Genomic DNA, 26,099 nt, shown 5'->3' on the forward strand with positions numbered 1-26,099 from the left:
ATGAACGCCCGCCGAACGGATTGGCAGGACCTGCTCTTCGGGCTGTTCCTGATCGCTGTCGCTGGCATCGCGCTGGCGGCGACGCGCACCTTGTCGGGCGGCAATGCCGCCGACATGGGTCCGGGCTACATGCCGCGCGCCATCGCCATCATGTTGCTGGGCTTCGGGCTCTGGTTCAGCGTCCGCGGCATCCGCCGCCCCTTTGTCGGGATCGCGCCGGTCCGGCTGCAGCCCCTGCTCGCGATCACGGCGTCGGTAGCCGTGTTCGCACTGACAGCCACGCGCTTCGGCCTTGCGCTGTCGTCCTTTGCCGCGATCCTGATCGCAAGCCTGGCGACGCGGGAAGCGCGGCCGATCGAAACCCTGCTGTTCGCGCTGGGGCTCTCGGCGGCCGCGGTGCTGCTCTTCGTCAAGGCGCTGGCCTTGCCGGTGCCGATCTGGCCTGGAGCATGGTTCTGACATGGAGCTCTTCGACAATCTGCTGATGGGGCTTTCGACCGCCCTGCAGCTGAACAATCTGCTGTTCTGCCTGATCGGCGTCGTCATCGGCACCGCGATCGGCGTGCTGCCCGGGATCGGGCCGATCCCGGCGGTCGCGCTGCTGCTGCCGTTCACCTTCGGCCTGTCGCCGCCCTCCGCGATGATCATGCTGGCCGGCATCTTCTACGGCGCGCAATATGGCGGCTCGACCACGGCCATCCTCGTCAACGTGCCCGGCGAAACGTCTTCGGTCGTCACCTGCCTCGACGGCCACGAGATGGCCAAACAGGGCAAGGCCGGAACCGCCCTCGCCATCGCCGCGATCTCGTCGTTCTTTGCCGGCACCGTCGCGACTGTCGTCATCGCCGTGCTCAGCCTGCCGCTGGCGGCGCTGGCGCTGAAATTCACCGCGGTCGAGTATTTCAGCCTGCTCGTGCTCGGATTGATCGCCGCCGTCGTGCTCGCGCACGGCTCCGTCGCCAAGTCGCTCGCGATGGTGCTGCTCGGCATCCTGCTCGGCCTTGTCGGCATCGACGTCAATTCGGGGGCGCCGCGGATGACCTTCGGGATCCCCGAGATCTCCGACGGACTCGACTTCGTGCCGGTCGCGATGGGGTTGTTCGGTCTCGGCGAGATCATCGCCAACCTCGAGCGCCCGGCGACGATGCGCGTCGTCAGCCAGTCGATCCACAGCCTGATCCCCAGTCGCGCCGACCTTCGCGCCGCCTTCCCGGCGATGCTCCGCGGCACCATGCTCGGCTCGGTCCTCGGCGTGTTGCCGGGCGGCGGAGCGGCGCTGCCGCCGTTCTCTTCCTATGCGCTGGAGAAGAAGCTCGCCCGCGATCCTTCCCGCTTCGGCAAGGGCGCGATCGAGGGCGTCGCGGGGCCCGAGGCTGCCAACAATGCCGGCGCGCAGACCAGCTTCATCCCGCTATTGACGCTCGGCATCCCCGCCAATGCCCTGATGGCGCTGATGATCGGCGCACTGATGATGCAAGGCATCCAGCCCGGCCCACAGATCATGCGCGAGCAACCCCAACTGGTCTGGGGCGTCATCGCCAGCATGTGGGTCGGCAATTTGATGCTGCTGGTGATCAACCTGCCCCTGATCGGCGTGTGGGTCTCGATGCTGAAGATTCCCTATCGTCTGCTGTTCCCGGCAATCGTGCTGTTCTGCTGCATCGGCACCTTCGGCATCGCCAACAATCTGTTCAACGTCTGGCTGATGCTCGGCTGCGCTGTCATCGGCTACTTCTTCATCAAGGTCGGCGTCGAGCCCGCGCCGCTGTTGCTCGGCCTCGTGCTCGGCCCGCAGCTTGAGGAAAATTTCCGGCGCGCGATGCTGCTGGCGGACGGCGATTTTTCGGTCTTCCTGCGCCGCCCGATCAGCGCCACGCTGCTCGCCCTCGTCGCGGTGCTGTTCCTGCTGATGATATTCCCGGCGATCCGGCGCAGCAGGCAGGAGGCGCTGGCGGAGTGATCGCGGCGTTCGGAAAGAGGCGGCGAGCCTAGCGAGGTCGAGAAGGTCCCGATCATAGTGATGACGGACCTGCTATTATGCGGCCTCTCCCGATGCGAGGTCGCCGTTCGGGACGTCCTGCTCCTGTCTGGCCGTTCGCCACCGTTCCGCGTTAGCCAGATCAGCGATGGGCGATAGCAGCGCACGATCGAACTCCGCCATGGGGTTTGCCGCCCGCGCCCGTACCGGCCAGTCCGCATGTGCCAGAGCGCCCCGCCCAAGCGAGACGAAGTCTGCCTCACCGTTCGCCAGGAGCGCGGCCGCACGCTTCGGGTCGTGAAGCGATCCATTGGCCAGAACCGGAAGCCGCGCATGTCGTTTCGCAAGCGCTGAAAGGCTTGCGCCGGTTTCACCGAAGGCAGGACGCCACGCCTCGAACTCCGTTGTGTGGAGATAGTCGAGCGGCAGGCGGCCGAGCGTCGTGAATATGATTGCGGCATCGTCCTCATGCCCTGACCATTTATGGAGGACGTTATTGACCTTCCCCTGCGAGATGCGGACGCTGACGACGAACTTGCCGCCGACCGCAGACCGGACTGCGCGAACCACCTCGACGGTTAGCTGAATTCGACGGGCGATATCGCCTCCATATTTATCCGCGCGCAGATTAACGTGTTCGGTCAGGAACTGGTCGAGCAGGTAGCCATTCGCGCCATGCACCTCGACGCCGTCGAACCCTGCATCCTTCGCGAACAGGGCTGCCCGCGCAAAGCCTTCGACGGCCTCCGCGATCTCTGCCTCGGTCATCGCAACCGGCATGGGGTACGCGCCACAGCCGCGGTAGAACGCCAGTTGCTCTCCCTTCGGCCGAATGGCCGAGGGTCCGGCGGTCTGCGAACGATATGGGTTGCCCTGCGAGAGCGCGCCCGCGTGCATGAGTTGCGCAATGATCCGGCCGCCCGCCTGATGTACGCCGTCCACGACGGTACGCCAGGCGTCGACTTGAGCGGCGTCGGTCAGACCGGGCTGATACAGATAGCCGTGCGAGAACGCCTTGTCGGTGTAGATACCCTCGGTCACGATCATGCCGAAACCGCCCTCGGCGAACCAGCGATAGTAGTCCGCCATGCTCCGCGTTGCGCGCCCACGCTGATCGGCGCTGACGCGGGTCATCGGCGCGACGGCAAGCCGATTTGCCAGTGTGAGGCTGCCAACCTGCAGAGGGACGAAAAGGCGCTCGATTGCGGACTGCTCGAGTCCTCGGCTCCCTACTTCATCAGACGCCATGTCACGACCTCCCCGCCGTCGCGACCGCAGCGATCGCTTCGATCTCGATCATGGCTTCCGGCGTGTAGAGCGCTTTGACTTCGACGATGGAGTCGGCGGGATAAGGAGCGCTGAAGAACGTGCGGCGAAGGTCGACGACCTCCTTGAAGTGAGTCATCGCGGTGAGGAAGATCGTCACCTTGATGACGTTCTGCAGGCTTGATCCGCCCGCCTCGAGCGCACGGCGCAAATTGGCGAAAGCCTGCTCGCCCTGAGCGCGGAACCCGCCTTGGACGATCTTGCCATCGTCGTCGTAACCGGCCTGGCCGGAGATAAAGAGCAGTTCGCCAACCCTAATTCCTTGCGACAGAAGATAGGGCTCATAGGGGTCGGGTTGGGTGATCACACGCTGCAACATGAACTTCTCCATTTGTTGAATCGCGGACATGCAGCTGAGAAAAATTCATCTCAAACGGCATACACGCGACCGGTTCGCAGCAATATGAGAAATCCTTTGGCGCTCGACAAACTCGAAATCATCAGGCATTAGATGAACAAATATCATCTGTATGAGCCAATGCGTCAGCTACCGCCACTTTCCGCCCTTCGCGCCTTCGAGGCAGCCGCACGTTTTGGGAGCTTCAAGCAGGCCGCCATCGACCTGGCTGTCACGCCAACGGCGATAAGCCACCAAATCCGGTCGCTTGAGGATCATACCGGGCTCGTCCTGTTTGAGCGCCGAACTCGCCAGGTCATCCTGACCGAGGCCGGGCAGCTGCTTTATCCCGTGCTGCGCGAAGGCTTTGACTCATTCGCTGCAGCGCTGGACCGCCTGCGCAAAACAAAACTCCGACCGACCGTGACAATCACCGCAACCACAGCCTTCACGGCGAAGTGGCTCGTGCCCAAGGTTACGAGATTTCAGGCGCTTCATCCGGACATTGACCTGCACCTACATGCCTCGGACGCGGCCGTTGATCTTGAGAGCAATGCCATCGACCTCGCGATCCGCTACGGTCGAGGCCCTTATCCCGGATTTCGTGCCGAAGCGATGTTTACCGATCGGTTCGCGCCCGTTGTAAATCCCCATCTGGGCGTCCGCACCCCAGACGATCTGGACCGCGTGCCGCTCATCCACTTCGAGTGGCACCGCTCCGATCCGGTCAATCCGACCTGGGCGGGTTGGTTTAGAGCAGCAGGCGTGATTGCGCACGATCCCAGGTCCCAGCTGAGATTTTCAGACGAAAGCCATGCCATCCAGGCCGCAGTGGCCGGCCAGGGAGTGGCGTTGCTCAGCTTGAGCCTCGTGGAGGATGAGCTAATGGCCGGCCGGCTCATCCAACCCTTTGGACCCGTCGTCGAGGGCCTGACCTACCACATGTTGACGGTAGCAGACCGGCCGATGAGTCACGTCATAACGGCCGCCGCAGATTGGCTTCGAGCCGAGATTGATGGCGTCCGGTCGACAGAGTGATCATTCTTCGTCGCGCGGTGATCATGCGCTCAGTCCCACCGCCCACTTCTACCAGGGCTCATTTCTTGCCTTGCGGATAGATCGTCTCGCCGCGCTTGAGCATCGCGACGAACGTTTCGACCTTCTTCTTCCGTCCGGCTTCGGTTTTCATATTGTGCGTCCGAAACGCCAGCGCGAAGCGGTTCTGCGCGCTGAGTTTCGCCAGCATGGCCTTTGCCCTGGGCTCGGCATCGATCGCGGCCTGCAGATCGTCGGGGATCTTCATGTCCTTGCTGTTATAGGCGCGCGCCCAGCGCCCGTCGGACTTGGCCGCGTCGACTTCCTTTAAGCCGTGATCGGTCATCCGGCCTTCCTCGATCAGGCGCGCGACGTTGTCGACGTTGATCCGGCTCCAGATGCTTTTCTTCGTGCGCGGCGTATAGCGCTGCATATAGCTCTTGTCGTCAAAACCCTTGCGCTGACCATCGATCCAGCCCCAGCACAGCACGACATCGATGGCTTGCTTCGGCGTAATCGATTTGAATCCTGAATCCACCTTGTGGATCTTGATCCAGATCTCGGCTTCCTTGTCGTGGTGCTTGCCGAGCCATTTGTAGAAGCTCTCGGCGTCCTTGAATTCGCGGATCTTGTCGGGATTGATTTTAACGGGTGCCACCAGCGGACCTTTGATCGAAGAATCATGCGTAGTTGAACGCTTCTATCATCGTGCACAACCACCGGGCCTCAGGAACGGTGGATGTCCGCAGCCTGCCCTGCTTCCTTCGTCGCTGTCGTCCAAATTGCCCCAGCCAGCACTGGCACCAGCCGCCGCCAACTTACACATCGCCCGGCATTTCCGGCATGCCGCGCCGCTTCTCGTTTGAATTGTCTGGGGAATCGGCCCTGGAGGCCGTCTTTCACCGTAGCCGGCACCCGCCTGCCGGACACGAAGACGTGAATAATATATCGTATACGATTTAATCGGACACGTTGACTTTCGGTGCTTTCGGGCCTTTATAGCGCGTACGCAAATAGATCGTATCCGATCTAATTCACAAAGGGAGAAGGACCATGACCAATGCAAGCAAGACCGCGACCCCCGCCATGAAGCTCGAGGTCGTCGTTATCCCGGTTTCCGACGTCGATCGCGCCAAGGCGTTCTACGGCAGCCTCGGCTGGCGGCTCGATGCCGACTTCACCGACGGCAAGGACTATCGCGTTATCCAGTTCACCCCGCCCGGCTCCGACGCTTCTGTCATCTTCGGCAAGAACGTTACCGCCGCGGCCCCCGGCTCCGCACAGGGACTTTATCTGGTCGTCTCCGACATCGAAGCCGCGCGCAAGGAATTGCAGGGTCGCGGCGTCGAGGTGAGCGAAGTGTTCCACGCCGCCGACGGCGAGTACTCCGGCAAACATGAACCCTTCCTGCTCGGACGCGATCGCGCCAGCGGCCCGGATCCGGAGCGTCGCACCTACCAATCCTATGCTTCCTTTAGCGACCCTGATGGCAATGGCTGGCTGTTCCAGGAAGTCACAGCGCGCGCCCCCGGACGCGTCGAAGGCGACACGAATTTCTCGTCGTCGGCCGAAATCGCCAGCGCGCTTCGCCGCGCCGCGGCAGCCCATGGCGAGCACGAGAAGCGCAACGGCGGCCAGCACGATGTGAACTGGCCGGACTGGTACGCCGAGTACATCGCCAAGGAACAGGCCGGCGAGCCGCTGCCGCTCTAAGTCAAACAACCTCAAGTCTGCCTTGCGTACCGACCGGGCTTCGGCCCGGTACGGGCGGGGCCTGTGAAATTCCCAAACACGAAGGAGAATCGATATGAGCAACCATCTGTTGAAGACGATGCGAGTTGTAGCGAGCGCGGCGTTGATCGCGGCAAGCGTTTTGGCGCTGCCGGCAGCGCAGGCACAGCCGTCCGGCATCACGCGAACCGACCTGCAGCGGCATGATCTCAGCATCCCCGGACGCGAGGTCGTCCAGGTGCGGGTCGATTTCGCGCCGGGTGCGGCGTTCGGCAGGCATAGCCATCCCGGCGAAGAGATCGTCAATGTGCTGGAGGGCACGCTCGAATACGAAGTCGAGGGCAAGCCACCGGTCACCCTCAAGGCGGGCGATGTTCTGTTCATTCCGGCCGGCACCGTTCACGCGGCCAAAAATGTCGGCAGCGTCACCGGCAGCGAGCTCGCCACCTACATCGTCGAAAAGGGCAAGCCGCTTCTGACGTTGAAGAAGTGACGGCGAGCGCTTCCCACGAGGAATACTGCGATGATCGACATAGCCCTCGCCCTCGCGGCAGGAGTGCTGACGGCGGCAGCGCCGTGCATCCTGCCGCTGCTTCCGATCCTGCTCGGCACGTCGATCGGCCAGCAAGGCCGGTTGCGGCCACTGTTCATCGTGGGCGGTTTCGTCATCGCCTTCTCCGGCTTCGCCCTGCTGTTCAGCGCGTTCCCAACGGTGTTGGGACTGACGCATGACAGCTTGCGCAAGATTTCCATCGTGCTGCTCGGCGGCTTCGGCGTGCTGATGCTCTGGCCGCAACCCTATGAATGGCTGGTGGCGCGGTTGAGCGGTCTCCTCGCGCACGCGGATGGCGCCGTGCGGGCTGCCGGACCGGGTAATTTCGGCGGCCTCGTTCTCGGCCTCTCGCTCGGCGTGTTGTGGACGCCCTGCGCCGGACCGGTGCTCGGCTCCATACTCACGCTGATCGCGACGTCCGAAGACCTCGCACGCGCCGGCGTGCTGCTCGTCACCTACGCAATCGGCGCGGCGATCCCGATATTGCTGATCGCTTATGGCGGGCAATACGCCACCACCCAGATGCGCAGGCTGGTGCCCTACACGCCTGCCCTGCAGCGCGGCTTCGGCGCAGCAGTACTGCTCGTCGCGTTCGCATTCTACACGCAATACGACACCATCATCACGGTGTGGCTCTCGGACTTCTACCCGAACCACCAAACAGGACTATGATCATGCGCAAGCTTCTCACCCTCGTTGTGCTTCTGATTGTCGGCTTCCTCGTCGCCATGCAGTTCAGCCCGTCGCTGACCCGCGGCGAGCAAACCACTTCGAGCGAGCGCCGCACCGCGCCGGAATTTGCCGGGATTTCGGCCTGGCTGAATTCTCCGCCGCTGACGCTGGAAAGCCTGCGCGGCAAGGTCGTGCTGGTGCAGTTCTGGACCTATTCCTGCATCAACTGCGTGCGCACCCTGCCCTATGTGACGAAGTGGTACGACACCTACAAGGACAAGGGTTTTGTGGTGGTCGGCGTGCACACGCCCGAATTCGCCTTCGAGCGGGAGACGGCGAATGTCGAGACCGCCATCAAGCGCTTCGGCATCAAATACCCGGTTGCGCAGGACAACCAGTACCGCACCTGGCGCGCCTTCGGTAACCAGTATTGGCCGGCCGGATATCTGATCGATAAATCCGGCACCATCGTCGCGACACAGTTCGGCGAAGGCGGCTACCAGCAGATGGAGAACACGATCGCCCGCCTCGTCGGCGAAGCCACGCCGTCCGCTCAGGCCAGTGATCCCGATCTCGCCGGCATCGAAACGCCCGAACTCTATCTCGGGTCGGAGAAGAATGACGGCGCCATCGTGGCGTCGCAGGATTCCGCGGCTGGAGAGCGATCCTACGCGCTGCCGGACAGCGTGCCGCAAGGCCGCTTCGCGCTCGGTGGCGGCTGGAAGCTCGTCGGTGACAGCGCCACCGCTTCGGCAGACGGTAGCGAGATCGTGCTCCGCTTCAACGCGCCCAAGGTCAATCTGGTCGCGGGCAGCGCGTCCCCGCAAGCGGTCTCCGTCACTGTGGACGGCACGCCGCAACCGCCGGTCACGATCGATGGAAGCCGGCTTTATCCCATCTACAGCGGCAGCAGTGGCGAGCATGTGTTGCGCCTGAAGGTGCCCAAGGCCGGCCTGAGCGCTTACAGCTTTACGTTCGGTTGATGGGCAAGGCTTCCTAGACAAGGCTCGGCCGCGCGCCGCTGGCGCAGGCCTGTTCGACGCAGCGGCTGGCGCGGAGGATTTTCTCCTCGCTGAACATCGGCCCCACGATCTGCAGGCCGATCGGCAAACCATCAACGAAGCCGCACGGCACCGAGGCCGCGGGCTGCCGGGTAAGATTGAACGGCCACGTCAATGGCGTCCAATCGAACCATTGCGGAAAGCGCGCCGGATCCGGTGTGTCGATGCCGGCGGCGAAGGCTGTGATGGGGATGGTCGGCGTCAGCAAGAGATCGTAGTGCTGATGGAAGTGATGCATCTGCTGGCTGAGCGTGCGCATGTCGGCATGGGCCGCCTGCAATTCGCTCGCCGAAATATCCTGGGCTGATATCACCAGCCGCAGCAGGCCCGGATCGAGCGCCGCCAATTGCTCACCGTCGAAGCCCCGCACCACCGCAGCATGCGATGCGCCCCAGATCACCTCCAGTGCGGGCTGCGCGGCGGACAGATCCAGATCGACGCTCCGCACATCGGCGCCGGCCTTCACCAGCGCATCAATGGCGGGCTGCATGCCGGCGACGATTGCAGGCTCGGTGACCGGGAAGCCGAGATCTGGCGACCATGCGATTTTCATTCCCGCCACCCCCTGGTCGAGGCCATCGAGATAGTCGATGCCGCGATAGGGAATGGCGAAGGAGTCCCGCGCGTCCGGCCGCGTCAGCACGTTCAGCAGCAGCGCGCTGTCGGCGACGTCGCGCGACAGGCCGCCATAGACCGCGAGCGTCCCCATCGGCCCCGGCAAATTCGGCACCACGCCGTAGCTCGCCTTCAACCCGAACACGCCGCTGAACGCCGCGGGGATGCGGATCGAGCCGCCGCCATCGCCGCCGGTGGCCAACGGCACGACGCTCGCCGCAACCAGGGCGGCCGAGCCGCCGCTGGAGCCGCCGGGCGTGCGGGAAACATCCCAGGGGTTGCGCGTGATGCCGGTGAGCGGGCCGTGCGTAATCCCCTTCCAGCCGAATTCCGGCGTCGTCGTCTTGCAGAAGAACACCGCGCCGGCCTCGCGCAGGCGGGCGACGCCGGGCGTATCCTCCGTGCTTGGCGCCGTTGCGGTCGAGTGCGAGCCGATGCGCATCGGCCAGCCCGCGACATGTCCGGTGTCCTTGATCGCGACCGGCACCCCGTCGAGCGGTCCCATGGGCTCACCGCGACGCCAGCGTTCCGCCGAGTCCGCAGCTAGTCGCCTCCCCTGCGGCTCATCCAGCAGGCAGGTCGCATTGAGAGCCGGATTGACCGCATGCAGTCGCGCCAGCGTCGCTTCCAATACATCGACCGGCGACAGGTCGCCCTTGGCGAAGCGCCGGGTCATCTCGCGGGCGGAAAGCCAGTTCAAATCGTCGGACATCGCGCGGCCTACTCAGCCGCTTCACGCGCGGGGACGCTCGGCTCGATATCGCATTGCAGGATATCGGTGAAGCGGTTGAACGCGCCACACAGCGAGATGCGCCACGTCAGTTCGACGATCTGGGCTTCGGAAAAATGTTCGCGAAGGCGGGTGAAGATTTCGTCGCGGGTCTTGCTCCAGTTATTGTTCACCGCAACGGAATATTCGACCACGAGCTTGTCGACGTCGTCGAGTTCCGGATGGTCCTTGTAGTCGAGCAGCCGTTCGGCGCCCTCCTCCGATACGCCCTGGATCGCCAGTTTCGGCGCGTGGTGCGAAACGCAATACTCGCACTTGTTCAACAGGGACACCGCGACCAGCGCGATCTCCAGATGGCGCTTCGACAACGTGCCACTCTCGGCGAGATCGACCAGCAGCGACCAGGTATGCTCAAAGATCGGCGGCCGGTGCGCCATCACGCCCGCCTGGTTCTCGAACGCGCCATAGGTCGTCATCTTGTCCCACAGCGGCTGCAACTCGGGCGGGAGATCGTTCTTGGTCTTGATCGACACGCGTGACATGGGCTTTCCCTGAATGATGGTCCGCTGATTGCCGCCATCCTGCCACATCCGAGCAGGTTTGGCGCAGCTTGCCGAGAATAGCAGCCCTGTCCGCGCTGAGTATTGTCAGGCGTGGGCGCGGTCACGCGCGGGCTTGACTTGTCGATCATTCATGTAATATCAATAGTTACATGAAACGAGACAGTCGATTGTCCGGCGTGTTGCACGTGCTCCTGCACATGGCCGAGCGTGATGAGCCGGTGACATCAGAGGCACTGGCAAAAGCCATGGATACCAACCCGGTGGTGATCCGCCGCGTCATGGCGGGCTTGCGCGATCAGGGCTATGTGCGATCGGAAAAAGGCCATGGCGGCGGATGGACGCTGGCGCGTGATCTGGCTGATGTCTCCTTGCGCGACATTTATGAGGCGCTCGGCGAGCCTTCATTGCTGGCGATCGGCAACAGGACTGAAAAACCCGGCTGCCTTGTCGAGCAGGCCGTCAATGCCGCCCTCACCCGCGCATTCGACGATGCGGAAGCGCTGCTGTTGTCGCGCCTGGCCGACGTGACGCTTGCGCAGCTGAGCGCCGATTTTCACAAGCGTCTCATTGGCCGCGGCAAAGGCCATCGCCTGGAGGTCGCGCATGCGAAATGATGCCGCCGTTCAGGCAATGCTGGATCATTTCTTCGATCCCGACACAGTGAAGCATTATGCGGAAGGACCGCGGCGCTTCGTCCCGGGCTTTGCCGACCTTCACCGCATGACCAGCATCCTGCTGGCGGAACATGCGCCGCAAGACGCGCGCGTCCTGGTGCTGGGCGCCGGCGGCGGCCTGGAGTTGAAGTCGATGGCGGAGACCGCAGCCGGCTGGACCTTCGTCGGAGTCGATCCGGCGGCGGAGATGCTGAAGCTGGCGGAGCGGATACTGGGTCCGCTCAGCGCGCGCGTGCAGCTCCAGCAAGGCTATATCGACGATGCCCCCGATGGCCCGTTCGATGCGGCGACGTGCCTGCTCACGCTGCATTTTCTCGATGCAGATGAACGGCGGCGGACGGCCGGCGAAATCCATCGCCGTCTCAAGCCCGGCGCGCCCTTTGTGGCCGCGCACTCCAGCTTTCCGCAAGGGGCGCGCGCGCAATGGCTATCGCGGTACGCTGCTTTTGGCATCGCTTCCGGCGCCGATCCCGACAAGGCCAACGGCGCCCGCGCGGCGGTCGATAAGAATCTGAACCTGTTCAGCCCGGAACAGGACGCGCAGATCCTGCGCGAAGCCGGCTTCAAGGGCGTCGAGCTGTTCTACGCCGCCTTCACCTGGCGCGGCTGGATCGCGTACGCCTGAAGCGGTGGAACATTCATGACCGTCCGCCCTATCGTCCGTTACCCCGATCCCCGGCTGGCGCTTCTCGCGCAGCCTGTGACCGTGTTCGATGATGCGCTGCACGAGCTTGCGTCAGACCTGCTGGAAACCATGCACGCCGCCCCCGGCATCGGCATCACCGCGCCGCATATCGGCGTCTCGCTTCGCGTCGTCGTGCTCGATCTCGACCCGGTTGATGGCGCGCGGACCTATGTCAATCCGGAGATCATCTGGGCCTCGCCCGAGATGATCATGCACCAGGAAGGCAGCGTCTCGATGCCCGGCGTCAACGACGACATCGAGCGCCATGCCCGGTTGCGGATCAGCTATCACGACATCGACGGCCATGCCCGAACCGAGGAATCGCAAGGCCTGCGCGCGGTCTGCCACCAGCATGAGATCGATCAGCTCAACGGGATTTTCTGGATCAGGCGGCTGTCCCGGCTGAAGCGCGAGCGGCTGATCAAGCGGTTCGAGAAGCTGTCGCGGGGTTGAGGTGAAGGCGGGAGCGACGCTCCCGCCAGTCGATCACTGCGGAATGCGCGCAATGACCTTGATCTCGAAATCAAAGCCCGCCAGCCAGTTCACGCCCACTGCGGTCCAGTTCGGATAAGGCGCCTCGCCGATCGCTTTCAGCCTGATAGGGCCGATCGTCTCCCACTGCCTGGCCGGGTCGGTGTGGAAGGTGGTGACGTCGACGACGTCGTCGAAGGTGCAACCGGCGGCCTTCAGCACGGCGGCGAGATTGTCGAAGGCGAGCTGGACCTGCTTTGCAAAGTCAGGCTCGGGCGAGCCGTCATCGCGGCTGCCGACCTGGCCGGAGACGAACAGCAGGTCGCCGGAGCGGATTGCCGCCGAATAGCGGTTGATTTCGTATAGCGCCTGCCGGCCGGCAGGGAAGATCGCGTCGCGCTTTGTCATGGTTTCACTCCATTCGAACAAGGCAAGGCCCGGCTGCAACGGTCGCGGCCGGCAGGAGCATTGATATACGCCCCGTATGCCGCTATATCTGTTCATACGCGTCGTATGTCAATGGCATACGCGGCGTATGTTTTTTTTGCAGGAGTTGGCGGTGGTCGCGAAGCGGCGGGCGCAGATGGTGGAGAAGACCCGGGCCAAGCTCATCAGGGCCGCCCGCAAGGCGTTTGCGGCGGAGGGCTATGCGGCGGCGTCGATGGACGATTTGACCGCGAAAGCCGGCCTGACGCGCGGCGCGCTCTATCACAATTTCGGCGACAAGAAGGGCCTGCTGCAAGCGGTGATCGACCAGATCGACGCCGAAATGGTGGCGCGGATGCGCGCCGTCCAGGACCGGGCCAAGACCGCGTGGCTCGGATTTCTCGACGCCAACATCGCCTTTATCGAGATGGCGCTGGAGCCGGAGATCCAGCGCATCATGCTGCTGGACGGGCCGGCCGTGCTCGGCGATCCCTCGCGATGGCCGAACCAGAACGAGTGCCTGCGCACTACGACCCAAACCATCCAGGCGCTGATCGATGCGAAAACGGTCAGGCCGGTGGATGCGGAAGCTGCCGCGCGGCTGCTCAATGGCGCAGCGCTCAGCGCCGCGCTGTGGATTGCGGCGGCCGACGATCCCCGCGCCGTCCTTGCCAAGGCAGTCGCGGCGTTCCGGCATCTTGCGGTCGGGTTGCTGCAGATCGAGGAATGACGTCGCGATAGTCACGGCAACTTCAGCGCCGCGCGAGCAATTTCTCATAACGCCAGATTTCGAGATCGAACGGGCCGTCAACGGTATCGAGGCGATTGACCATCGTCCGGGCGAGATGCCATCCGCTCTTCTCGTAAAATTTTGCGGCGCGCGAATTGCCGATCGCGCAGGCGAGCCAGGCCGTCTCGACGCCGCGCTGCGACATCTGCACCTCCGCGTCCGCGATCAGCGTGGCCGCGACACCCGTGCCGCGCGCTGCCGATGTGACGTAGAACTGATTGAGCTCATCGCCCTTCAGCATCGCAAAGCCCAATGGCGCGCCCAGCGGGCCAATCACCCGCACATCGGCGAGCGCGGCGGACATCCGTTCGGCAAAATCTTCAAACGTGCGCGCACGCGCCAGCGCCGGCGGCAGGATCGCCGCATGGGCATCCTGCCAGCCGTCATACCACAGGCGCGTCAGCACTCTGGTTTCGGAGGGGTCGGCGGGTCTTGGCTTCATCGCGTCCACATTATCCTCAGTCAGATCGAATGGAAACCTCATCAGTCCGACGGCGAAGTTGACTCCGCCGGTGACAAAAGCAATACTTCGCTACATGGTGAAGTATCAAGCATCCCGGATGGACCGCACGTTCTCCGCGCTCGCCGACCCTACCCGGCGGGCCGTGCTGCTGCGGCTGAAGGAAAAACCCGGGCTTTCGGTGAGCGAGCTCGCCCGGCCGTTTTCGCTGAAGCTTCCGGGAATGATGAAGCATCTGGACGTGCTGTCCGATGCGGGATTGATCAAGCGCACCAAAACCGGTCGCACCGTGTCGGTCCATCTTTCGGTCCGGCCGATGCGGGAGGCCATGGAGTGGCTCAAACGGTATGAGCGGCTCTGGACAGTCAGCCTCGATCGCCTGGTTGCGCTCGTGGAAGAGGATGGCGAGCGATGACCAGCAGCCTGCCGGGCGTGACCATCGTGCGCAGAATAAAGGCCTCGCCCGCCAGGGTTTGGGCAGCAATCACAGAGCCCAAACTGATGCTGCAGTGGTGGGGTCCCGATGCCGGGCCGACGCTGCGCGCCGAGGCGGACGTGCGACCCGGAGGCCGCTTCAGCGTCGTCTTCCGGTTGCTGAACGGCGAGGAGCACAATCCCACCGGTATTTATCAGGAAGTGATTCCCGAGAAGAAGCTGGTGTTCACCTGGGACTTGCCGGGAACGAAGGAACGCGAGTCGCTGGTCACGTTTCTGCTTGAGCCTGAAGACGGCGGCACCAGGCTGACACTGCTGCACGAGCATCTTCCCGACGAAGAGATGCGCAAGAGTAACGAGCACGGCTGGAGCGGCCTGCTCGACAAGCTGCCTATTTTCCTTGGAGTTGCCCAATGAACGACCTGATCCTCACCACCTTCGACTGGGTTCCCGAACCGCCGCGCGGCTTTGTGCGTGACATCCGGGTGCGCTGGGCGCTGGAAGAGGCAGGACTGCCCTATCGCGTCGAGGGCGTGCCGTTTCGGAATCGGAGCGCCGAACATTTCGCCCACCAGCCGTTCGGCCAGGTACCGTGGTTGACCGATGGCGACATCTCGATCTTCGAGAGCGGCGCGATGTTGCTTCATCTCGGCGAGCGCAGCGACGCGCTGATGCCCAGTGATCCGCGCGCTCGCAGCGAAACGAAACAATGGCTGTTCGCGGCGCTCAACTCCGTCGAGATGGCCAGTCTGCCCTGGTCCTTGCTCATGTTTTCCGGCAACACCGGCGACACGCCGGCCTGGAAACTCTTTGACGGGTTCCTCCACCAGCACCGGCTCAAACACATGGAGGCCGTGCTGGCAGGACGTGAATGGCTCGCCGGGACATTCTCCGTCGCCGACATACTCATGGCGGATGTGCTGCGCCTCGTCGCCCGGTTCGACAGCCTGGCGACATATCCCGCCTGTCGCGACTATGTCGCGCGCGCCACGGCCCGACCATCCTTCGTGAAGGCGCACGCTGACCAGATGGCGCATTTTGCCGCGGCTGATGCGGCTTGAGATTTCTTCACGGCGTTTTCGAACCTCGTCGGCACCCAAGCGGCGCCGTGTGACGTCGGTCACAGCGTCGGGAGGCGTCCTGCGGCATTGATCTACCCATCGACGGCGGAATGGTCCGCCCGACCTGACAAGGAGTGGACGACAATGCAGAACATGGAACAGAAGACCTCGGAAATCCGCGAGCTGACCGATGCAGAGCTCGAGTCGATCAGCGGCGGCAACATCTTCGGCGACATTGGTCGCTGGATCGTTCGCCGTTTGAAAGGAGACGGCGATCTTCGCCGCGCGACCGACCGCCCGAACTGAACTCATTTTCCAGACTGCCCCCCCCGCGGCGCAAGCGGCGTTCGCGGGGGTCTCGTGTGCGATCTGTCGCACGCAGCGCCCCGCCTCCTCACCCACCCGCCATCAAATCCTTCGCCAGCGCCATGTAGGCCGGCAGCGTGACGGGGTCGTTGGCGGCGTTGCCGGCGGCCGGGTGTGAGGCGTAGCGCGCGATCACCATTTCGGCTTTCGGATCGATATAGATGCCCTGGCCGTGAACGCCGCGCGCCATGTAGGCGCCGTGGGCATTGTGCGTCACCCACCACTGGTTCCGGTAGGACGCGCCGGGCAAGGTGGTGTAGCCGGCCGGCTTGAACTTTTCGGGATCGCCGCCGCGCGCGATGTCTTCCACCACCGTTGACGGCACGATCTGGCGGCCGTTGAAGCGGCCGTGATTGCGGATGGTTTCGCCGAAGCGGGCGAGATCGCGCAGCGTGGTCGAAAGACCACCGCCGCCGCTTTCGGTGCCGATGCGGTCGACGTGATAATGCGCGTCCTCTTCCGCGCCCATCGGCGCCCAGATGCGCTCGGAGAGCAGATCAGACAGCGTCATCCCGCTCGCGCGCCTGATAATCCAGGCGAGCACATCGGTATTGACGGTCTTGTAGGCGAACGCCTTGCCGTGCTCGCCCTGCTTGCGCTGCGTGCACAGGAAATCGAAAATATTGGTCGCGCCTTCATAACCCGGTTCGATCGGCGCCATGCCATTGGCGCGCCGCAGCGCGAACACGCCGGAATTCCTGTCGGTGTAAACTTCGGTGTATTCGAGTCCCGTGGTCATATCCATGACCTCACGCACCCGCGCGTCGCCGAACGCGCTGCTCTTCAGCTCCGGCACATAGTCCGTGACCGGCGCCTGCGGATCGATCTTGCCCTCCGCAACCAGAATGCCGGCGAGCGTGCCGGTGAACGATTTTGTGACCGACATCGAAATATGCGGCTTGTGCGGCTTCAGCGCGCCGAAATAGCGCTCGTAGATCAGCTTGCCCCGGTGCAGCACCGCGATGCCATCGGCATAGGTCTCCTCGAGCATGCGCTCAAACGTCATCGGCCGGCCATCCATCGTGACCGACGCCGACGCGCCGATATCGTGGTCCGCCCGCGAAAGCACCGACGCCGGCCCTGCCCCGCGCCAGACGTTTACGGTCGGCACCAGTTGGCGGATGTTGCTCCATGCCCAACGGAGTTCGGGAAAGCTACGGAAGGAACCGTTATGGAAGGTGATGGTTTTGTCGGGCGGCGGCGGGAAGCCCTGCATCCAGCCGAGGGATTGCGGATCAGTTTCGGTGGCGGTTGGAGTTGGTTGGGCGGCTGCGGTGGCGACGGACATGAGAACGGGCTCCGGAGGGCGATAGAGGATTCGTAACATGGAGCCGCACAGGAGGCAGCCCGCGTTTGCGGCTGATGGTTATGCATTCGCATGCTCGCCGCCCTCCCCGTCATTGCCCGATGCAGCTTGATTTTCCCCGTCGGCCAGTCCCGTCGTCATGCCGGCACATATGTCAACCTGATCACCTGCTCGTCCATTCGATCGCTGGCCACAAGGCGGAGCGGCGGCCGGGGGCCGGCGAAGAATGGCTTGCCGCGACCCAACACGACGGGGTGGAGATAGAGCCGATATTCATCGACAAGACCGAGATCGGTCAGGCTTCGCGCCAGGTCCGGTCCGGCGACGTCAATCTCGCCGACGCGTTCAGCCTTCAGCTTTCGTATCACCGCCTCGAGGTCATCCCCGACCAGCGTGGCGTTGGGGCCGACTGACTTGAGGGAGCGCGACACCACCCATTTCGGTTGCTTCCGCCAGGCCGCCGCGAAAGCGTGTTCCGCGGTGTTCCACTCGGGATGGTCTTCGTCCCAATAGCGCATCACCTCGTATATCCGCCGACCATAGATGCTCCCCGCCAAGCCGCGCACTTGCTCGACGAAATGATCGAAGAGCGCCGGGCTTGGCCCGAATTTGTCGTGGTCGACATAGCCGTCCAGCGACTGGTTCATTCCAAATACGATCTTCGCCATGGTGATTTCCCTGTATCAGGCGACGCCGAGCTTGCCGCGCTCGCCGTCACGGGGCTGTTCCTCTGATGTCAGAAACTCGGCCAGATCCGCCGCCTCGTAGAATGGGCGGATCTCGACCCCGCTCGCGCCCAGCATGGGATTGCGCTTCGCCCAGGCCACGGCCTCGTCCATATCCCTGACCTGCCAGATCATGAAGCCGGCGACCAGCTCGCCGGTGTCCGCGAACGGCCCGTCGATGACCTCGGCGCGCGAACCATCTGACGTGATGCGCTTGGCCTCGGCGCTGTTCTGGAGGCCGGCGCCGGCCACCATGATGCCGGCCTCGACCAGTTCCTCGGTGAACCGGTCCATCGCCGCGAACGCCTCTTTCGTTGGGGGCGCGCTTTTTCCGCCGCAGTCAGTGGCTTTTCCGAACACCATCACCCGCATCGTCTGTCTCCTCGCTTGAGGCGGCCTCTTTGGCACTCGCATCGGGACGACGAACGGTGTTTTCGGAAACCGACATTGTCCGGCGATTATTTTCGACAGTTGAGGCGCCTCTCTCTCCGTCATTCCCCGATGCGCAATCGCGCATCTGAGGGCTCACGAAGCGAGAACCCGGAATCCAGCCGGCAAGCTACTCGTTGATCTCGGGCTCGACCAGCTTCGCCAGGTTTCGCAGCGACTCCTGCCAACCGAGATAGCAAGCCTCGGCTGGAATGACATCAGGCACGCCGGCCTGCTCGATATTCACCTCCGTGCCGACCGACACCTTCTTCAGCGTCACGGTCACCTGCATCTCGCCGGGCAGGTTCGGATCATCGAACGTATCGGTGTAGCGCAGGCGTTCGCCAGGCACGAGCTCGACATATTTGCCACCGAACGCGTGGCTTTTGTCCGTCGTGAAATTCCGGAAGGACATCCTGAACGTACCGCCGACCTTCGGTTCCAGATGGTGCACGGTGCAGGTAAAGCCGTTCGGCGGAAGCCATTTCGCAAGCGCATCCGCTTCAAGGAACGCGCGATAGACTTTCTGTGGGCTGGTTGTCAGGACACGGTGCAAGCGGATGGTGCTGGGCATGCTGATGGACCTTCTTGGATTGCAGGTTGGTGCACTCAGGACGAACGAGGCTTGATCGAGCCGACATAGGGTCCGGGATTTTTTTGTAAAGGACCTCATGCCTGTTCGGCCTACGGTGGCATGGGTCCGTATTCTCGCGGCACGACATGCCCGAGCTATTGCTTTGGTTTCGCCCTCTGATGACAGAGGGCGCAGGGAAGGCCGGGTGCGCGCTGCACCCGCGGTCTCGTGTGCGATTGTGCAACAAGATGGTGCACACGAGCATACAGGGCAGCGGGGAACACCCAGCCTTCCCTGCGCAATGGCTTTACGGCTTATGACGCGCTCTCCCCGGTGAGACGGCCTCTATTGCCACCGTCGCCTCTGGTCAGCGTTAGCCTCCCAAAAGCTTGACGCCGTTACGGGCGCCAGGACCACACGCTTTTGCCGTACGCCTCTGCCGCGCGCGTCAAGCGCAACATCGGCGTCCATCGCGACCCGCCCAACGTTCGTGACGATGGCCGACGCCCCTCATGGCAGGACGGGATGGGCAGATATGTGCCGGTGATTTGGGGTGCGTGGAAAGAAGAATATTTTTGTTTTCCAGAAATTTTGGACTTGACATGATTTCTGACAATCGGAACTACTTTGCCCGTCGGGTTGTTTTGTCGCAGGTCGCGATGCAACTTCGTTGTTGCGGACGAGACGACGCAATGGATGGCGGCGCTGGCCCACGGCTAAAGACCCGCGCGCCCCTCTGCGATTTCTCGGTTCGAAGACATGTCGCGGGGTGTTGTTTGACGGTGACCGGCCAGAAATTCAGGGGCCAGGTTTCGGCAACGATGAATTGTCGCGGCCGGGCACGTCGTCTACCGTCAACGGCGCCGCCATCAGCAGGCGACCAAAGCTCGGAACGGTCGATAACCGTTCCCATTCCTCGTAGCTCACAACCACCGCCTGCCGCTTACCGTGACGGGTGATGACAGCCGGCTCTCCCCGCATCGCTTCATCCACGACCGCGGACAGGCTCGCTTTCGCATCACGCAATTGAATTTCGCGCATTATGGAATCCGTGGAAATGACTACTATAGCAATATATGCCGAGACGCCCCTTATTACGAGACCAAACGATATGGGCTGCCGTCCGCCTCATCACGTATGGCAGTTCGTAGGGCGGGTTAGCGAAGCGTAACCCGCCACTCCACCAGTCGTCACGGTGAAAACGATGCGGTGGATTACGCCTTCGGCTAATCCACCCTACGAGCTACGGCGGACAAGTCGGCTAATCCATCTTACGGGTGCTCAAATCATCGCCTTTCGCGCCACAACGAACGGCCGCGCGTCCTTGCCGCGCGAGGCGTGGCGCGCAAGTTCGATGATTTCAAATCCCGCCGACGCGATCTCGCGCTCCAGATCCTCCGCGGACAGGAACGTCACATGGGGCGCCTTGCCGATGAGCTGCGCCAAGGGCACCGCGATCCGCAGCAGCGGATTCATTTCCTTCAGGCATGGCGTCTTCGAAAGGAACAGCCCGCCAGCCCGCAGCAGCCGATGGATGCCTCGCAAGACAGCGGCGCGGTCGGCCACCAGATGCAGGACATTGAAGCCGAACGCGACGTCAAAACTTCCGTCGGGCCACTGCGCCGCCTCGGGCCGCGCCACCTCGAACGTGATATTGCCGCAGCCTTCGGCGTGAGCCTTCTCACGCGCGATCGCGATCATTTCGCCGGACAGGTCGGTCGCCATGATGCGCCCGACCGATGCCGCAAGTCTGAGCGCCGTCGTTCCCGTCCCGCATCCGAACTCGAAAGCCGCTTCATTGCCGTTGAGATAATGTCGCGTTCGCTCCAGCGTGCGCTCATAGCCCGGCATATCGGCGATCGGATCGGCGGCATATTTGCGCGCGATGCGGTCCCAGAACTGCGCATCATCTGCGGTACGAAACATGGCGCCCCCTATGCGGAGGCTTCTAGCATATACGGAGGAATTGGAAACTGCGGATGGCAGCCCGTAGGCGGATTGGCATAAGCGTAATCCGCCGCTCGGTCTGTTACAAAGGCGGCGGATTACGCCTTCCGCCTTCGCCCTGCGAGCTACGGCGGACAGGTCGGCTAATCCGTGCTACGTGCTAAGTCGTTCGCGGCTCATGGTCCGGGGTAAGGCCGCTTTCCTGAATACTGGTTGCGAGGACTGGTACATGATCGACTGGACGACCTTGATAGCTTACGTCTCAATCGTTCTTGGATTCGTTTTCATACCTGGTCCTGCCACACTCCTGACCGTCGCCCGGGCGACAAGCTCGGGCACCCGGGTCGGCATCGCGACCGGAGCTGGAATCGCGGCTAGCGATGTTATTCATACCGTCACGGCGATCGTCGGCATTTCCGCCATCATCGCCGCGTCGGCAACGCTTTTTAGTATCGTCAAATATCTCGGCGCCGCCTATCTGATCTTTCTCGGAATACAGGCGATCATCGCAAAATCACCGTCGGATCCAACTGCCGCCCGATCAGTTCTGATCACGCCGCAGACGGCGTTTCGGCAGGCCATCGTGGCCGAAGTGCTAAACCCAAAGACAGCGCTTTTCTTCCTGGCCTTCCTGCCTCAATTCGTCGACTCCGGGAATGGCTTGGTGGCGCTACAACTGGCGATCTTCGGGACGATCTTTGTCCTGTTGGGCTTGCTAAGCACCGTGATATTTGCGGTTTCGGCCGGACGACTCGGCAACTTTCTCCGCCGCAATCCGACTGTGCTGAAGTGGCAAGGCAAGATCGTAGGCGGAATTTATTGCGCCTTGGGCATCCGCTTGGCTCTGCAAGAGCGCTAGCAGGTGGATTACGGCTTCCGCCTTCGCTCCGCGAGCTACGGCAAACAAGTCGGCTAATCCACCCTGCGAGCTTTAAGCGAAATAGAGAGAATTGATCAGGACGCTTGCGGTTTTGGTAGTTCAGCAACTACGGCCAACAGGACGGCTTGCACGTCCGCCGCGTGCGATTCAAAGCGCCCGTCTACAAAGTGAGATTGACCGTTCTCCACCTCAAGCTGGTATGAATTCTCGAAGGACTCGACGGCGTCCTTCGGCGGAAACACGTCGAACTCCATCAGCAATTCGTAAGCGCGAACCATAAAGTTGAAGAGACATGGGTTGATGTTCACTGCGGGGCCGTACCAATGGAACTTGCCCTCACATGCGCCTCTCGTATGCGCGCGCCACCGCTTATCGACGCTCTCGATCGCGCGCTCGACCTGGTCACGTCGGACTATGCAAAGAAAAAGCAGATCGCTCATCGCTGGACTTGGAATTACGCACACATTGGCGCGAACCTCCTCTTGATGGTGGGTAAAATTGCGAAGCGCCTTCAGCGCAACGAATTCGTCAATTTTATGAAAATCGTGATCGACCGCACTTCGGAGCCTGTCGTTCAGGCTGTGCATTGAGGTTAGAGTATTAAAGAGCGTGTCAACACCTGGACGTCGGCAATGTTGCTCGTACGCGCGAAAGAGGCGCCCTGCGGCGGCGACGGCCGACGTCTGCTCTATTTCATCTTTGCTTTTGCGTTCGATCAACGCATGCCCTCGTTAACCCACCCATATGCACTCATACTACGCTTGAACGTCACGCAGCACTGAAGACACTTTGCTTGCACCCTAAGTCACCTCAATGACTGCGCGTCCGGCTAAGGTGTCCCGCGAGCTGGTTGAAGTTGAGACCCCGGTCTTGCGGTCAACAGTCGACAAGCGAGTTCCTGATCGCCCCAACGTGTTGAAAACGCGTCAGACACTTCGAACCAGCTGCCATCATTTCCCGCGCCGTGGTGGACACCCATGCAAGAGCATTCGCACTCATGCCCGGCCGCATTCTGGCAAGCCGGCGCGCATTTCTCCTGCTCGCGATAAGGCTGGATAATATAAACCTTGCCATACTCGGCTAGACACCTCTCGACAAAATCGTTGAACCAAGCCTTTGGCAATTCCCAGTATTTCTTACTGGCAAACCAGAACGGCGACGTCCGCCGGCCGTTTTGAAGCCATTTGCAGTTCGTTTCCGAGTAAGGAACGCGAACGCGCAAGCGCTGCCCCTTGCCTGTCCGCCGAAGCACAACTGGTATTTTCTCCTGATTCCAGACCAACTTTAAGGCAAATTCGGACATGTCTGCCTACAATCCGTCTAGCGCAATTGAGAACGCTCAATGCCTGGAACGCCTCTATAGCCTAGTCTGCCCTCTATCCGTCCGGGATTTTCCAGACGTCAAACCGCTGCGATGGCGGCATATCTCCATTTTCATCCAACGACTTGACGACCCCGCGCATTCTTGCGTTCAACTGTTCAATCAACTGCGCGAAATGGCCTTCATAGCGGGCAATATCACCTGCCATATCCATGGGAGGACGCTCACCGCGCTCAATGAACTCCAGAGCATTTCGAGCATCCATTTCGAGTTCCCGCAGTAGCAGCGCTCCATTGCTCGCGAGATGGTTTAGCATCGGATGAATATGATCGAGTCGCTTAGCGAACACGTCCAGAACGTTACGGCAATTATCAATCCGAAGCTGCCAATGACGCCTCGGACTTTCGCTTTTTGCTGCACTCTTGTCGAACAATTCCAACACGATTGTTCGAGCCTCAAGCTGTGCATTTGTGAGGGCAAACCTCACAGCCCAAGCCACTTCCTCGCCCTGGGCCCGTCGCTCTCGCCGCCTCCGCTTGGTTTCACCTCGGAAAAGCCAAACAGCACCAGCGATCGCTGCAACTGATCCACCCGCTTGAACCCAAGCCGCGCTATTTGTACCAAAACCGTCACGAGCGACAATCAGCGCAGCAATCATTACCGCAAAAGCCACGAGCACGAAGCTAATCACCAAAAAGGCTATGGCTCCTCGATCACGCACTCGCGCTCCTCGCGAACGAAAATTAGTTATTCTCTAGTACTCAACTCACTCATTTTACCTGACGCTGAAACTCAACAAGAGCGCCAATTACCCTGTCCGTAACAGTATTGGCTGCACCAACAAACAGGAAAGTCAGAGCGAAGCTAATCAGTACAACAAGGATCCCCCGGGCCTTGAGCAAGGCCTGCGCGAACACGTTAGCGAGTCTTGTTCTGACCGTCTCGTTAGAGTCGGCTCCTACGTCGGCTATTGCAATGCCAGCAAGTTTCTTGCCGGAAATGGCCTTATATCGCTTGAAACTCAGCACCCAGTCGACAAAGCAGCCAAGGAAGCCAAGAATGAGCAAATACGAAAACCATTGAACAACGAGCAGCACTCTACTACCGGTTCGCTCCTGAACGAATTGCACGGTCGAGACGATTATCAGCCAACTGAAAAACTTGAACATCCACTCTACAAATGGACGCGCAAGCAGAAGAAAATGATGCTCCGCTGGAAATTCACCGAAACGAAGCTTCAACGGACTACTCCCACTCAATCGTCCCCGGCGGCTTAGACGTCACGTCATACACCACCCTGTTCACCCCCTTCACCTCGTTGATGATCCGCGTGGCGGTCTCGCCCAAAAATTTCATCTCGAAGGGATAGAAGTCCGCGGTCATGCCGTCGGTCGAGGTGACGGCGCGGAGGCCGACGACGTATTCGTAGGTGCGGCCGTCGCCCATCACGCCGACGGTTTTCACCGGCAGCAGCACGGCGAAGGCCTGCCAGATGGCGTCGTAGAGGCCGTGTTTCCTTATCTGGTCGATATAGACGGCGTCGGCGTTGCGGAGGATGTCGAGCTTTTCTTTCGTGATGTCGCCAGGGCAGCGGATGGCGAGGCCCGGCCCGGGGAACGGATGGCGGCCTACAAAAATTTCGGGGAGGCCGAGTTCGCGGCCGAGCACGCGGACCTCGTCCTTGAACAATTCGCGCAGGGGTTCGACCAGCTTCATGTTCATGCGCGCTGGAAGGCCGCCGACATTGTGGTGGCTCTTGATGGTCACCGACGGGCCGCCGGTGAAGGAGACGCTCTCGATCACGTCGGGGTAGAGCGTGCCCTGCGCCAGGAAGTCCGCGCCGCCGATCTTTTTCGCCTCGGCGTCGAAGACGTCGATGAACAGGCGGCCGATGGTCTTGCGTTTTACTTCGGGATCGGTGACGCCAGCGAGTTCGCCGAGGAACTGTTTTGACGCGTCCACGTGCACCAGCGGGATGTTGTAGTGGTGCCGGAACAGGTCGACGACGGTCTTGGCTTCATCCAGCCGCAGCATGCCGTGATCGACGAACACGCAGGTGAGCTGGTCGCCGACCGCCTCGTGGATCAGCACCGCCGCCACCGCCGAGTCGACGCCGCCGGAGAGGCCGCAGATCACCCTGCCCTTGCCGACCTGGGCGCGGATTTTTTCAATTGCCTCCTCGCGGAAGGCGCGCATGGTCCAGTCGCCGGTGAGGCCGGAAACCTTTCTGACGAAATTGCGGATCAGTTTGGCGCCATCCGGCGTGTGCACCACTTCGGGGTGGAACATCAGGCCGTAATATTTGCGCGTCTCGTCCTGGATGATCGCGAATGGCGCGTTGGCGCTGACGCCGGCGACCGAAAAGCCCGGCGGCATTTTTGTAATGCGGTCGCCATGGCTCATCCAGACCTGGTGCTTCTCGCCCATGCCCCAAATGGATTCGAACAGCTGGCTCGCCGCCTTGACCTCGACATCGGCGCGGCCGAATTCGCGGTGATGCCCGCCCTCGACCTCGCCGCCGAGCTGGGCGGCCATGGTCATCTGGCCGTAGCAGATGCCGAGCACGGGAACGCCGGAATCGAAGATCAGCTGCGGCGCGCGGGGCGAGCCGGCTTCATGCACCGATTCCGGACCGCCGGAGAGGATCACCGCTTTCGGCTTCATCTCCTTGAAGGCTTGCTCCGCCTTCTGGAACGGCACGATCTCGGAATAGACGCCCTCCTCGCGCACGCGGCGGGCGATCAGTTGGGTCACCTGACTGCCGAAATCGACGATCAGAATCTTGTCGTGCGCCGAGGCCACCGAGGGCGTCGACTCTGCTGCGGGCTGTGCTGCTGTCATGGACAGGAATTACGCGACGGGGGCCGCACTCGCAACCGCACAAACGGGGGACTCACATTCTTATGTGCGCGGTGGACAGGGAGGTATTTAGGTAGGTATTGCTGACC

General features: G+C 62.1%; 34 protein-coding genes. 16 read left to right on the forward strand and 18 right to left on the reverse strand.

What is annotated here, in order from left to right:
• Positions 1-459, forward strand: a complete 459-nt coding sequence (locus JQ609_RS06695; RefSeq protein ID WP_212272579.1) for a tripartite tricarboxylate transporter TctB family protein — start codon at positions 1-3, stop codon at positions 457-459.
• Between the two features lies 1 nt (position 460).
• Complete coding sequence (locus tag JQ609_RS06700; protein WP_212272581.1) at positions 461-1,960, forward strand: tripartite tricarboxylate transporter permease; 1,500 nt, start codon at positions 461-463, stop codon at positions 1,958-1,960.
• 75 nt (positions 1,961-2,035) lie between these two features.
• Here the strand turns inward: JQ609_RS06700 and JQ609_RS06705 are convergent, their stop codons facing one another.
• Complete coding sequence (locus JQ609_RS06705; RefSeq protein WP_212272582.1) at positions 2,036-3,226, reverse strand: NADH:flavin oxidoreductase; 1,191 nt, start codon at positions 3,224-3,226, stop codon at positions 2,036-2,038.
• A 1-nt stretch (position 3,227) separates the two neighbouring features.
• Entirely contained in the window at positions 3,228-3,623 is a 396-nt protein-coding gene (locus JQ609_RS06710) for a RidA family protein (RefSeq protein ID WP_212208032.1), read from the reverse strand.
• Positions 3,624-3,755: 132 nt separating this feature from the next.
• Here JQ609_RS06710 and JQ609_RS06715 point away from each other — a divergent pair, with 132 nt between their 5' ends.
• Entirely contained in the window at positions 3,756-4,679 is a 924-nt protein-coding gene (locus tag JQ609_RS06715) for a LysR substrate-binding domain-containing protein (protein ID WP_249127713.1), read from the forward strand.
• Positions 4,680-4,737: 58 nt separating this feature from the next.
• Here the strand turns inward: JQ609_RS06715 and JQ609_RS06720 are convergent, their stop codons facing one another.
• Positions 4,738-5,334: a YdeI family protein gene (locus tag JQ609_RS06720; protein WP_212207912.1), complete on the reverse strand. Its 597-nt coding sequence runs from the start codon at positions 5,332-5,334 to the stop codon at positions 4,738-4,740.
• A 395-nt stretch (positions 5,335-5,729) separates the two neighbouring features.
• Here JQ609_RS06720 and JQ609_RS06725 point away from each other — a divergent pair, with 395 nt between their 5' ends.
• The 4 genes from JQ609_RS06725 to JQ609_RS06740 all read left to right on the forward strand — a co-directional run bounded on the left by JQ609_RS06725 (position 5,730) and on the right by JQ609_RS06740 (position 8,615).
• Positions 5,730-6,389 carry a VOC family protein gene (locus JQ609_RS06725; protein ID WP_212272583.1) on the forward strand — a complete coding sequence of 220 codons (660 nt, stop codon included), beginning with the start codon at positions 5,730-5,732 and terminating at the stop codon, positions 6,387-6,389.
• A 94-nt stretch (positions 6,390-6,483) separates the two neighbouring features.
• The gene (locus JQ609_RS06730; protein ID WP_212207910.1) at positions 6,484-6,900 is read left to right on the forward strand and encodes a cupin domain-containing protein; all 417 of its coding nucleotides are present in this window, start codon (positions 6,484-6,486) and stop codon (positions 6,898-6,900) included.
• Positions 6,901-6,930: 30 nt separating this feature from the next.
• On the forward strand, positions 6,931-7,632 hold the full coding sequence (locus tag JQ609_RS06735) for a cytochrome c biogenesis CcdA family protein (protein ID WP_212272584.1): 702 nt from the start codon (positions 6,931-6,933) through the stop codon (positions 7,630-7,632).
• A gap of 2 nt (positions 7,633-7,634) precedes the next feature.
• A complete protein-coding gene (locus tag JQ609_RS06740) occupies positions 7,635-8,615 on the forward strand; it encodes a thioredoxin family protein (protein ID WP_212272585.1) in 981 nt (326 codons plus the stop codon).
• Between the two features lie 13 nt (positions 8,616-8,628).
• On the opposite strand, the gene JQ609_RS06745 is transcribed toward JQ609_RS06740, so the two are convergent.
• Both JQ609_RS06745 and JQ609_RS06750 read right to left on the reverse strand, forming a co-directional pair.
• Complete coding sequence (locus JQ609_RS06745) at positions 8,629-10,020, reverse strand: amidase (RefSeq protein ID WP_212272587.1); 1,392 nt, start codon at positions 10,018-10,020, stop codon at positions 8,629-8,631.
• Between the two features lie 8 nt (positions 10,021-10,028).
• Positions 10,029-10,580: a carboxymuconolactone decarboxylase family protein gene (locus JQ609_RS06750; protein WP_212272590.1), complete on the reverse strand. Its 552-nt coding sequence runs from the start codon at positions 10,578-10,580 to the stop codon at positions 10,029-10,031.
• A gap of 170 nt (positions 10,581-10,750) precedes the next feature.
• On the opposite strand from JQ609_RS06750, the gene JQ609_RS06755 reads away from it, so the two are divergent.
• From JQ609_RS06755 to JQ609_RS06765, 3 genes are read left to right on the forward strand one after another with little or no spacing between them, the layout of a single operon-like run.
• Positions 10,751-11,215 carry an Rrf2 family transcriptional regulator gene (locus JQ609_RS06755; protein ID WP_212207905.1) on the forward strand — a complete coding sequence of 155 codons (465 nt, stop codon included), beginning with the start codon at positions 10,751-10,753 and terminating at the stop codon, positions 11,213-11,215.
• Positions 11,205-11,900, forward strand: a complete 696-nt coding sequence (locus JQ609_RS06760; RefSeq protein WP_212272592.1) for a class I SAM-dependent methyltransferase — start codon at positions 11,205-11,207, stop codon at positions 11,898-11,900. Before JQ609_RS06755 ends, JQ609_RS06760 begins: the two co-directional genes overlap by 11 nt.
• Before the next feature lie 15 nt (positions 11,901-11,915).
• On the forward strand, positions 11,916-12,413 hold the full coding sequence (locus JQ609_RS06765; RefSeq protein WP_212272595.1) for a peptide deformylase: 498 nt from the start codon (positions 11,916-11,918) through the stop codon (positions 12,411-12,413).
• A 33-nt stretch (positions 12,414-12,446) separates the two neighbouring features.
• Here the strand turns inward: JQ609_RS06765 and JQ609_RS06770 are convergent, their stop codons facing one another.
• A complete protein-coding gene (locus tag JQ609_RS06770; RefSeq protein WP_212272597.1) occupies positions 12,447-12,839 on the reverse strand; it encodes a RidA family protein in 393 nt (130 codons plus the stop codon).
• A 151-nt stretch (positions 12,840-12,990) separates the two neighbouring features.
• On the opposite strand from JQ609_RS06770, the gene JQ609_RS06775 reads away from it, so the two are divergent.
• Positions 12,991-13,587 carry a TetR/AcrR family transcriptional regulator gene (locus JQ609_RS06775; protein WP_312014810.1) on the forward strand — a complete coding sequence of 199 codons (597 nt, stop codon included), beginning with the start codon at positions 12,991-12,993 and terminating at the stop codon, positions 13,585-13,587.
• Between the two features lie 22 nt (positions 13,588-13,609).
• On the opposite strand, the gene JQ609_RS06780 is transcribed toward JQ609_RS06775, so the two are convergent.
• Entirely contained in the window at positions 13,610-14,089 is a 480-nt protein-coding gene (locus tag JQ609_RS06780) for a GNAT family N-acetyltransferase (protein ID WP_212272598.1), read from the reverse strand.
• 118 nt (positions 14,090-14,207) lie between these two features.
• Between JQ609_RS06780 and JQ609_RS06785 the strand changes: the two genes are divergently transcribed.
• The 4 genes from JQ609_RS06785 (at position 14,208) to JQ609_RS06800 (ending at position 15,909) form a co-directional block, all read left to right on the forward strand.
• Positions 14,208-14,522 (forward strand): ArsR/SmtB family transcription factor, encoded by a 315-nt coding sequence (locus JQ609_RS06785; RefSeq protein ID WP_249119179.1) that lies wholly within the window; start codon positions 14,208-14,210, stop codon positions 14,520-14,522.
• A complete protein-coding gene (locus JQ609_RS06790; protein ID WP_212272599.1) occupies positions 14,519-14,959 on the forward strand; it encodes an SRPBCC domain-containing protein in 441 nt (146 codons plus the stop codon). Before JQ609_RS06785 ends, JQ609_RS06790 begins: the two co-directional genes overlap by 4 nt.
• The gene (locus tag JQ609_RS06795; protein WP_212272601.1) at positions 14,956-15,603 is read left to right on the forward strand and encodes a glutathione S-transferase family protein; all 648 of its coding nucleotides are present in this window, start codon (positions 14,956-14,958) and stop codon (positions 15,601-15,603) included. The genes JQ609_RS06790 and JQ609_RS06795 overlap by 4 nt, the downstream gene beginning before the upstream one ends.
• Positions 15,604-15,747: 144 nt before the next feature.
• On the forward strand, positions 15,748-15,909 hold the full coding sequence (locus tag JQ609_RS06800; protein ID WP_212207899.1) for a bacteriocin: 162 nt from the start codon (positions 15,748-15,750) through the stop codon (positions 15,907-15,909).
• Positions 15,910-15,997: 88 nt separating this feature from the next.
• Here the strand turns inward: JQ609_RS06800 and JQ609_RS06805 are convergent, their stop codons facing one another.
• The 6 genes from JQ609_RS06805 to JQ609_RS06830 all read right to left on the reverse strand — a co-directional run bounded on the left by JQ609_RS06805 (position 15,998) and on the right by JQ609_RS06830 (position 20,929).
• The gene (locus tag JQ609_RS06805) at positions 15,998-17,257 is read right to left on the reverse strand and encodes a serine hydrolase (RefSeq protein ID WP_212272603.1); all 1,260 of its coding nucleotides are present in this window, start codon (positions 17,255-17,257) and stop codon (positions 15,998-16,000) included.
• Between the two features lie 155 nt (positions 17,258-17,412).
• Positions 17,413-17,943, reverse strand: coding sequence for a dihydrofolate reductase family protein (locus JQ609_RS06810; RefSeq protein ID WP_212272605.1), 531 nt, complete (start codon positions 17,941-17,943; stop codon positions 17,413-17,415).
• Between the two features lie 15 nt (positions 17,944-17,958).
• Positions 17,959-18,372 carry a YciI family protein gene (locus tag JQ609_RS06815; protein ID WP_212272606.1) on the reverse strand — a complete coding sequence of 138 codons (414 nt, stop codon included), beginning with the start codon at positions 18,370-18,372 and terminating at the stop codon, positions 17,959-17,961.
• A 187-nt stretch (positions 18,373-18,559) separates the two neighbouring features.
• Positions 18,560-19,003, reverse strand: a complete 444-nt coding sequence (locus JQ609_RS06820) for an SRPBCC family protein (protein WP_212272608.1) — start codon at positions 19,001-19,003, stop codon at positions 18,560-18,562.
• A gap of 798 nt (positions 19,004-19,801) precedes the next feature.
• Positions 19,802-20,044 (reverse strand): type II toxin-antitoxin system Phd/YefM family antitoxin, encoded by a 243-nt coding sequence (locus tag JQ609_RS06825; RefSeq protein WP_212272610.1) that lies wholly within the window; start codon positions 20,042-20,044, stop codon positions 19,802-19,804.
• Positions 20,045-20,284: 240 nt separating this feature from the next.
• Positions 20,285-20,929, reverse strand: a complete 645-nt coding sequence (locus JQ609_RS06830) for a class I SAM-dependent methyltransferase (RefSeq protein ID WP_212272612.1) — start codon at positions 20,927-20,929, stop codon at positions 20,285-20,287.
• A 250-nt stretch (positions 20,930-21,179) separates the two neighbouring features.
• Between JQ609_RS06830 and JQ609_RS06835 the strand changes: the two genes are divergently transcribed.
• Positions 21,180-21,809 (forward strand): LysE family translocator, encoded by a 630-nt coding sequence (locus JQ609_RS06835; RefSeq protein ID WP_212272614.1) that lies wholly within the window; start codon positions 21,180-21,182, stop codon positions 21,807-21,809.
• A 95-nt stretch (positions 21,810-21,904) separates the two neighbouring features.
• Here JQ609_RS06835 and JQ609_RS06840 read toward each other — a convergent pair whose 3' ends face one another.
• The 5 genes from JQ609_RS06840 to guaA all read right to left on the reverse strand — a co-directional run bounded on the left by JQ609_RS06840 (position 21,905) and on the right by guaA (position 25,992).
• Entirely contained in the window at positions 21,905-22,549 is a 645-nt protein-coding gene (locus JQ609_RS06840) for a hypothetical protein (protein WP_212272616.1), read from the reverse strand.
• Positions 22,550-22,659: 110 nt separating this feature from the next.
• Positions 22,660-23,133, reverse strand: a complete 474-nt coding sequence (locus JQ609_RS06845; RefSeq protein ID WP_212272618.1) for a hypothetical protein — start codon at positions 23,131-23,133, stop codon at positions 22,660-22,662.
• Between the two features lie 73 nt (positions 23,134-23,206).
• Entirely contained in the window at positions 23,207-23,872 is a 666-nt protein-coding gene (locus tag JQ609_RS06850; RefSeq protein ID WP_212272621.1) for a hypothetical protein, read from the reverse strand.
• 49 nt (positions 23,873-23,921) lie between these two features.
• Positions 23,922-24,392 (reverse strand): hypothetical protein, encoded by a 471-nt coding sequence (locus JQ609_RS06855; protein WP_212272624.1) that lies wholly within the window; start codon positions 24,390-24,392, stop codon positions 23,922-23,924.
• 4 nt (positions 24,393-24,396) lie between these two features.
• Positions 24,397-25,992 (reverse strand): glutamine-hydrolyzing GMP synthase, encoded by a 1,596-nt coding sequence (gene guaA / locus JQ609_RS06860; protein ID WP_212272627.1) that lies wholly within the window; start codon positions 25,990-25,992, stop codon positions 24,397-24,399.
• Positions 25,993-26,099: the final 107 nt, after the last annotated feature.

Origin of the sequence: Bradyrhizobium sp. AUGA SZCCT0169, from assembly GCF_018130085.1 — a bacterium.
Taxonomy (GTDB): domain Bacteria; phylum Pseudomonadota; class Alphaproteobacteria; order Rhizobiales; family Xanthobacteraceae; genus Bradyrhizobium.

Excerpts from the sequence above, each read along its gene's own strand:
- JQ609_RS06760 (WP_212272592.1), top strand. The coding sequence starts at position 11,205 with ATGCGAAATGATGCCGCCGTTCAGGCAATGCTGGATCATTTCTTCGAT.
- JQ609_RS06785 (WP_249119179.1), top strand. The coding sequence starts at position 14,208 with ATGGACCGCACGTTCTCCGCGCTCGCCGACCCTACCCGGCGGGCCGTG.
- JQ609_RS06735 (WP_212272584.1), top strand. The coding sequence starts at position 6,931 with ATGATCGACATAGCCCTCGCCCTCGCGGCAGGAGTGCTGACGGCGGCA.
- JQ609_RS06740 (WP_212272585.1), top strand. The coding sequence starts at position 7,635 with ATGCGCAAGCTTCTCACCCTCGTTGTGCTTCTGATTGTCGGCTTCCTC.
- JQ609_RS06700 (WP_212272581.1), top strand. The coding sequence starts at position 461 with ATGGAGCTCTTCGACAATCTGCTGATGGGGCTTTCGACCGCCCTGCAG.
- guaA (WP_212272627.1), bottom strand. The coding sequence starts at position 25,992 with ATGACAGCAGCACAGCCCGCAGCAGAGTCGACGCCCTCGGTGGCCTCG.
- JQ609_RS06755 (WP_212207905.1), top strand. The coding sequence starts at position 10,751 with ATGAAACGAGACAGTCGATTGTCCGGCGTGTTGCACGTGCTCCTGCAC.
- JQ609_RS06815 (WP_212272606.1), bottom strand. The coding sequence starts at position 18,372 with ATGCGGGTGATGGTGTTCGGAAAAGCCACTGACTGCGGCGGAAAAAGC.
- JQ609_RS06845 (WP_212272618.1), bottom strand. The coding sequence starts at position 23,133 with ATGTCCGAATTTGCCTTAAAGTTGGTCTGGAATCAGGAGAAAATACCA.
- JQ609_RS06745 (WP_212272587.1), bottom strand. The coding sequence starts at position 10,020 with ATGTCCGACGATTTGAACTGGCTTTCCGCCCGCGAGATGACCCGGCGC.
- JQ609_RS06790 (WP_212272599.1), top strand. The coding sequence starts at position 14,519 with ATGACCAGCAGCCTGCCGGGCGTGACCATCGTGCGCAGAATAAAGGCC.
- JQ609_RS06820 (WP_212272608.1), bottom strand. The coding sequence starts at position 19,003 with ATGCCCAGCACCATCCGCTTGCACCGTGTCCTGACAACCAGCCCACAG.
- JQ609_RS06795 (WP_212272601.1), top strand. The coding sequence starts at position 14,956 with ATGAACGACCTGATCCTCACCACCTTCGACTGGGTTCCCGAACCGCCG.
- JQ609_RS06835 (WP_212272614.1), top strand. The coding sequence starts at position 21,180 with ATGATCGACTGGACGACCTTGATAGCTTACGTCTCAATCGTTCTTGGA.
- JQ609_RS06830 (WP_212272612.1), bottom strand. The coding sequence starts at position 20,929 with ATGTTTCGTACCGCAGATGATGCGCAGTTCTGGGACCGCATCGCGCGC.
- JQ609_RS06705 (WP_212272582.1), bottom strand. The coding sequence starts at position 3,226 with ATGGCGTCTGATGAAGTAGGGAGCCGAGGACTCGAGCAGTCCGCAATC.
- JQ609_RS06765 (WP_212272595.1), top strand. The coding sequence starts at position 11,916 with ATGACCGTCCGCCCTATCGTCCGTTACCCCGATCCCCGGCTGGCGCTT.
- JQ609_RS06715 (WP_249127713.1), top strand. The coding sequence starts at position 3,756 with ATGAACAAATATCATCTGTATGAGCCAATGCGTCAGCTACCGCCACTT.
- JQ609_RS06695 (WP_212272579.1), top strand. The coding sequence starts at position 1 with ATGAACGCCCGCCGAACGGATTGGCAGGACCTGCTCTTCGGGCTGTTC.
- JQ609_RS06780 (WP_212272598.1), bottom strand. The coding sequence starts at position 14,089 with ATGAAGCCAAGACCCGCCGACCCCTCCGAAACCAGAGTGCTGACGCGC.
- JQ609_RS06800 (WP_212207899.1), top strand. The coding sequence starts at position 15,748 with ATGCAGAACATGGAACAGAAGACCTCGGAAATCCGCGAGCTGACCGAT.
- JQ609_RS06805 (WP_212272603.1), bottom strand. The coding sequence starts at position 17,257 with ATGTCCGTCGCCACCGCAGCCGCCCAACCAACTCCAACCGCCACCGAA.
- JQ609_RS06710 (WP_212208032.1), bottom strand. The coding sequence starts at position 3,623 with ATGTTGCAGCGTGTGATCACCCAACCCGACCCCTATGAGCCCTATCTT.
- JQ609_RS06725 (WP_212272583.1), top strand. The coding sequence starts at position 5,730 with ATGACCAATGCAAGCAAGACCGCGACCCCCGCCATGAAGCTCGAGGTC.
- JQ609_RS06770 (WP_212272597.1), bottom strand. The coding sequence starts at position 12,839 with ATGACAAAGCGCGACGCGATCTTCCCTGCCGGCCGGCAGGCGCTATAC.
- JQ609_RS06750 (WP_212272590.1), bottom strand. The coding sequence starts at position 10,580 with ATGTCACGCGTGTCGATCAAGACCAAGAACGATCTCCCGCCCGAGTTG.
- JQ609_RS06730 (WP_212207910.1), top strand. The coding sequence starts at position 6,484 with ATGAGCAACCATCTGTTGAAGACGATGCGAGTTGTAGCGAGCGCGGCG.
- JQ609_RS06825 (WP_212272610.1), bottom strand. The coding sequence starts at position 20,044 with ATGCGCGAAATTCAATTGCGTGATGCGAAAGCGAGCCTGTCCGCGGTC.
- JQ609_RS06810 (WP_212272605.1), bottom strand. The coding sequence starts at position 17,943 with ATGGCGAAGATCGTATTTGGAATGAACCAGTCGCTGGACGGCTATGTC.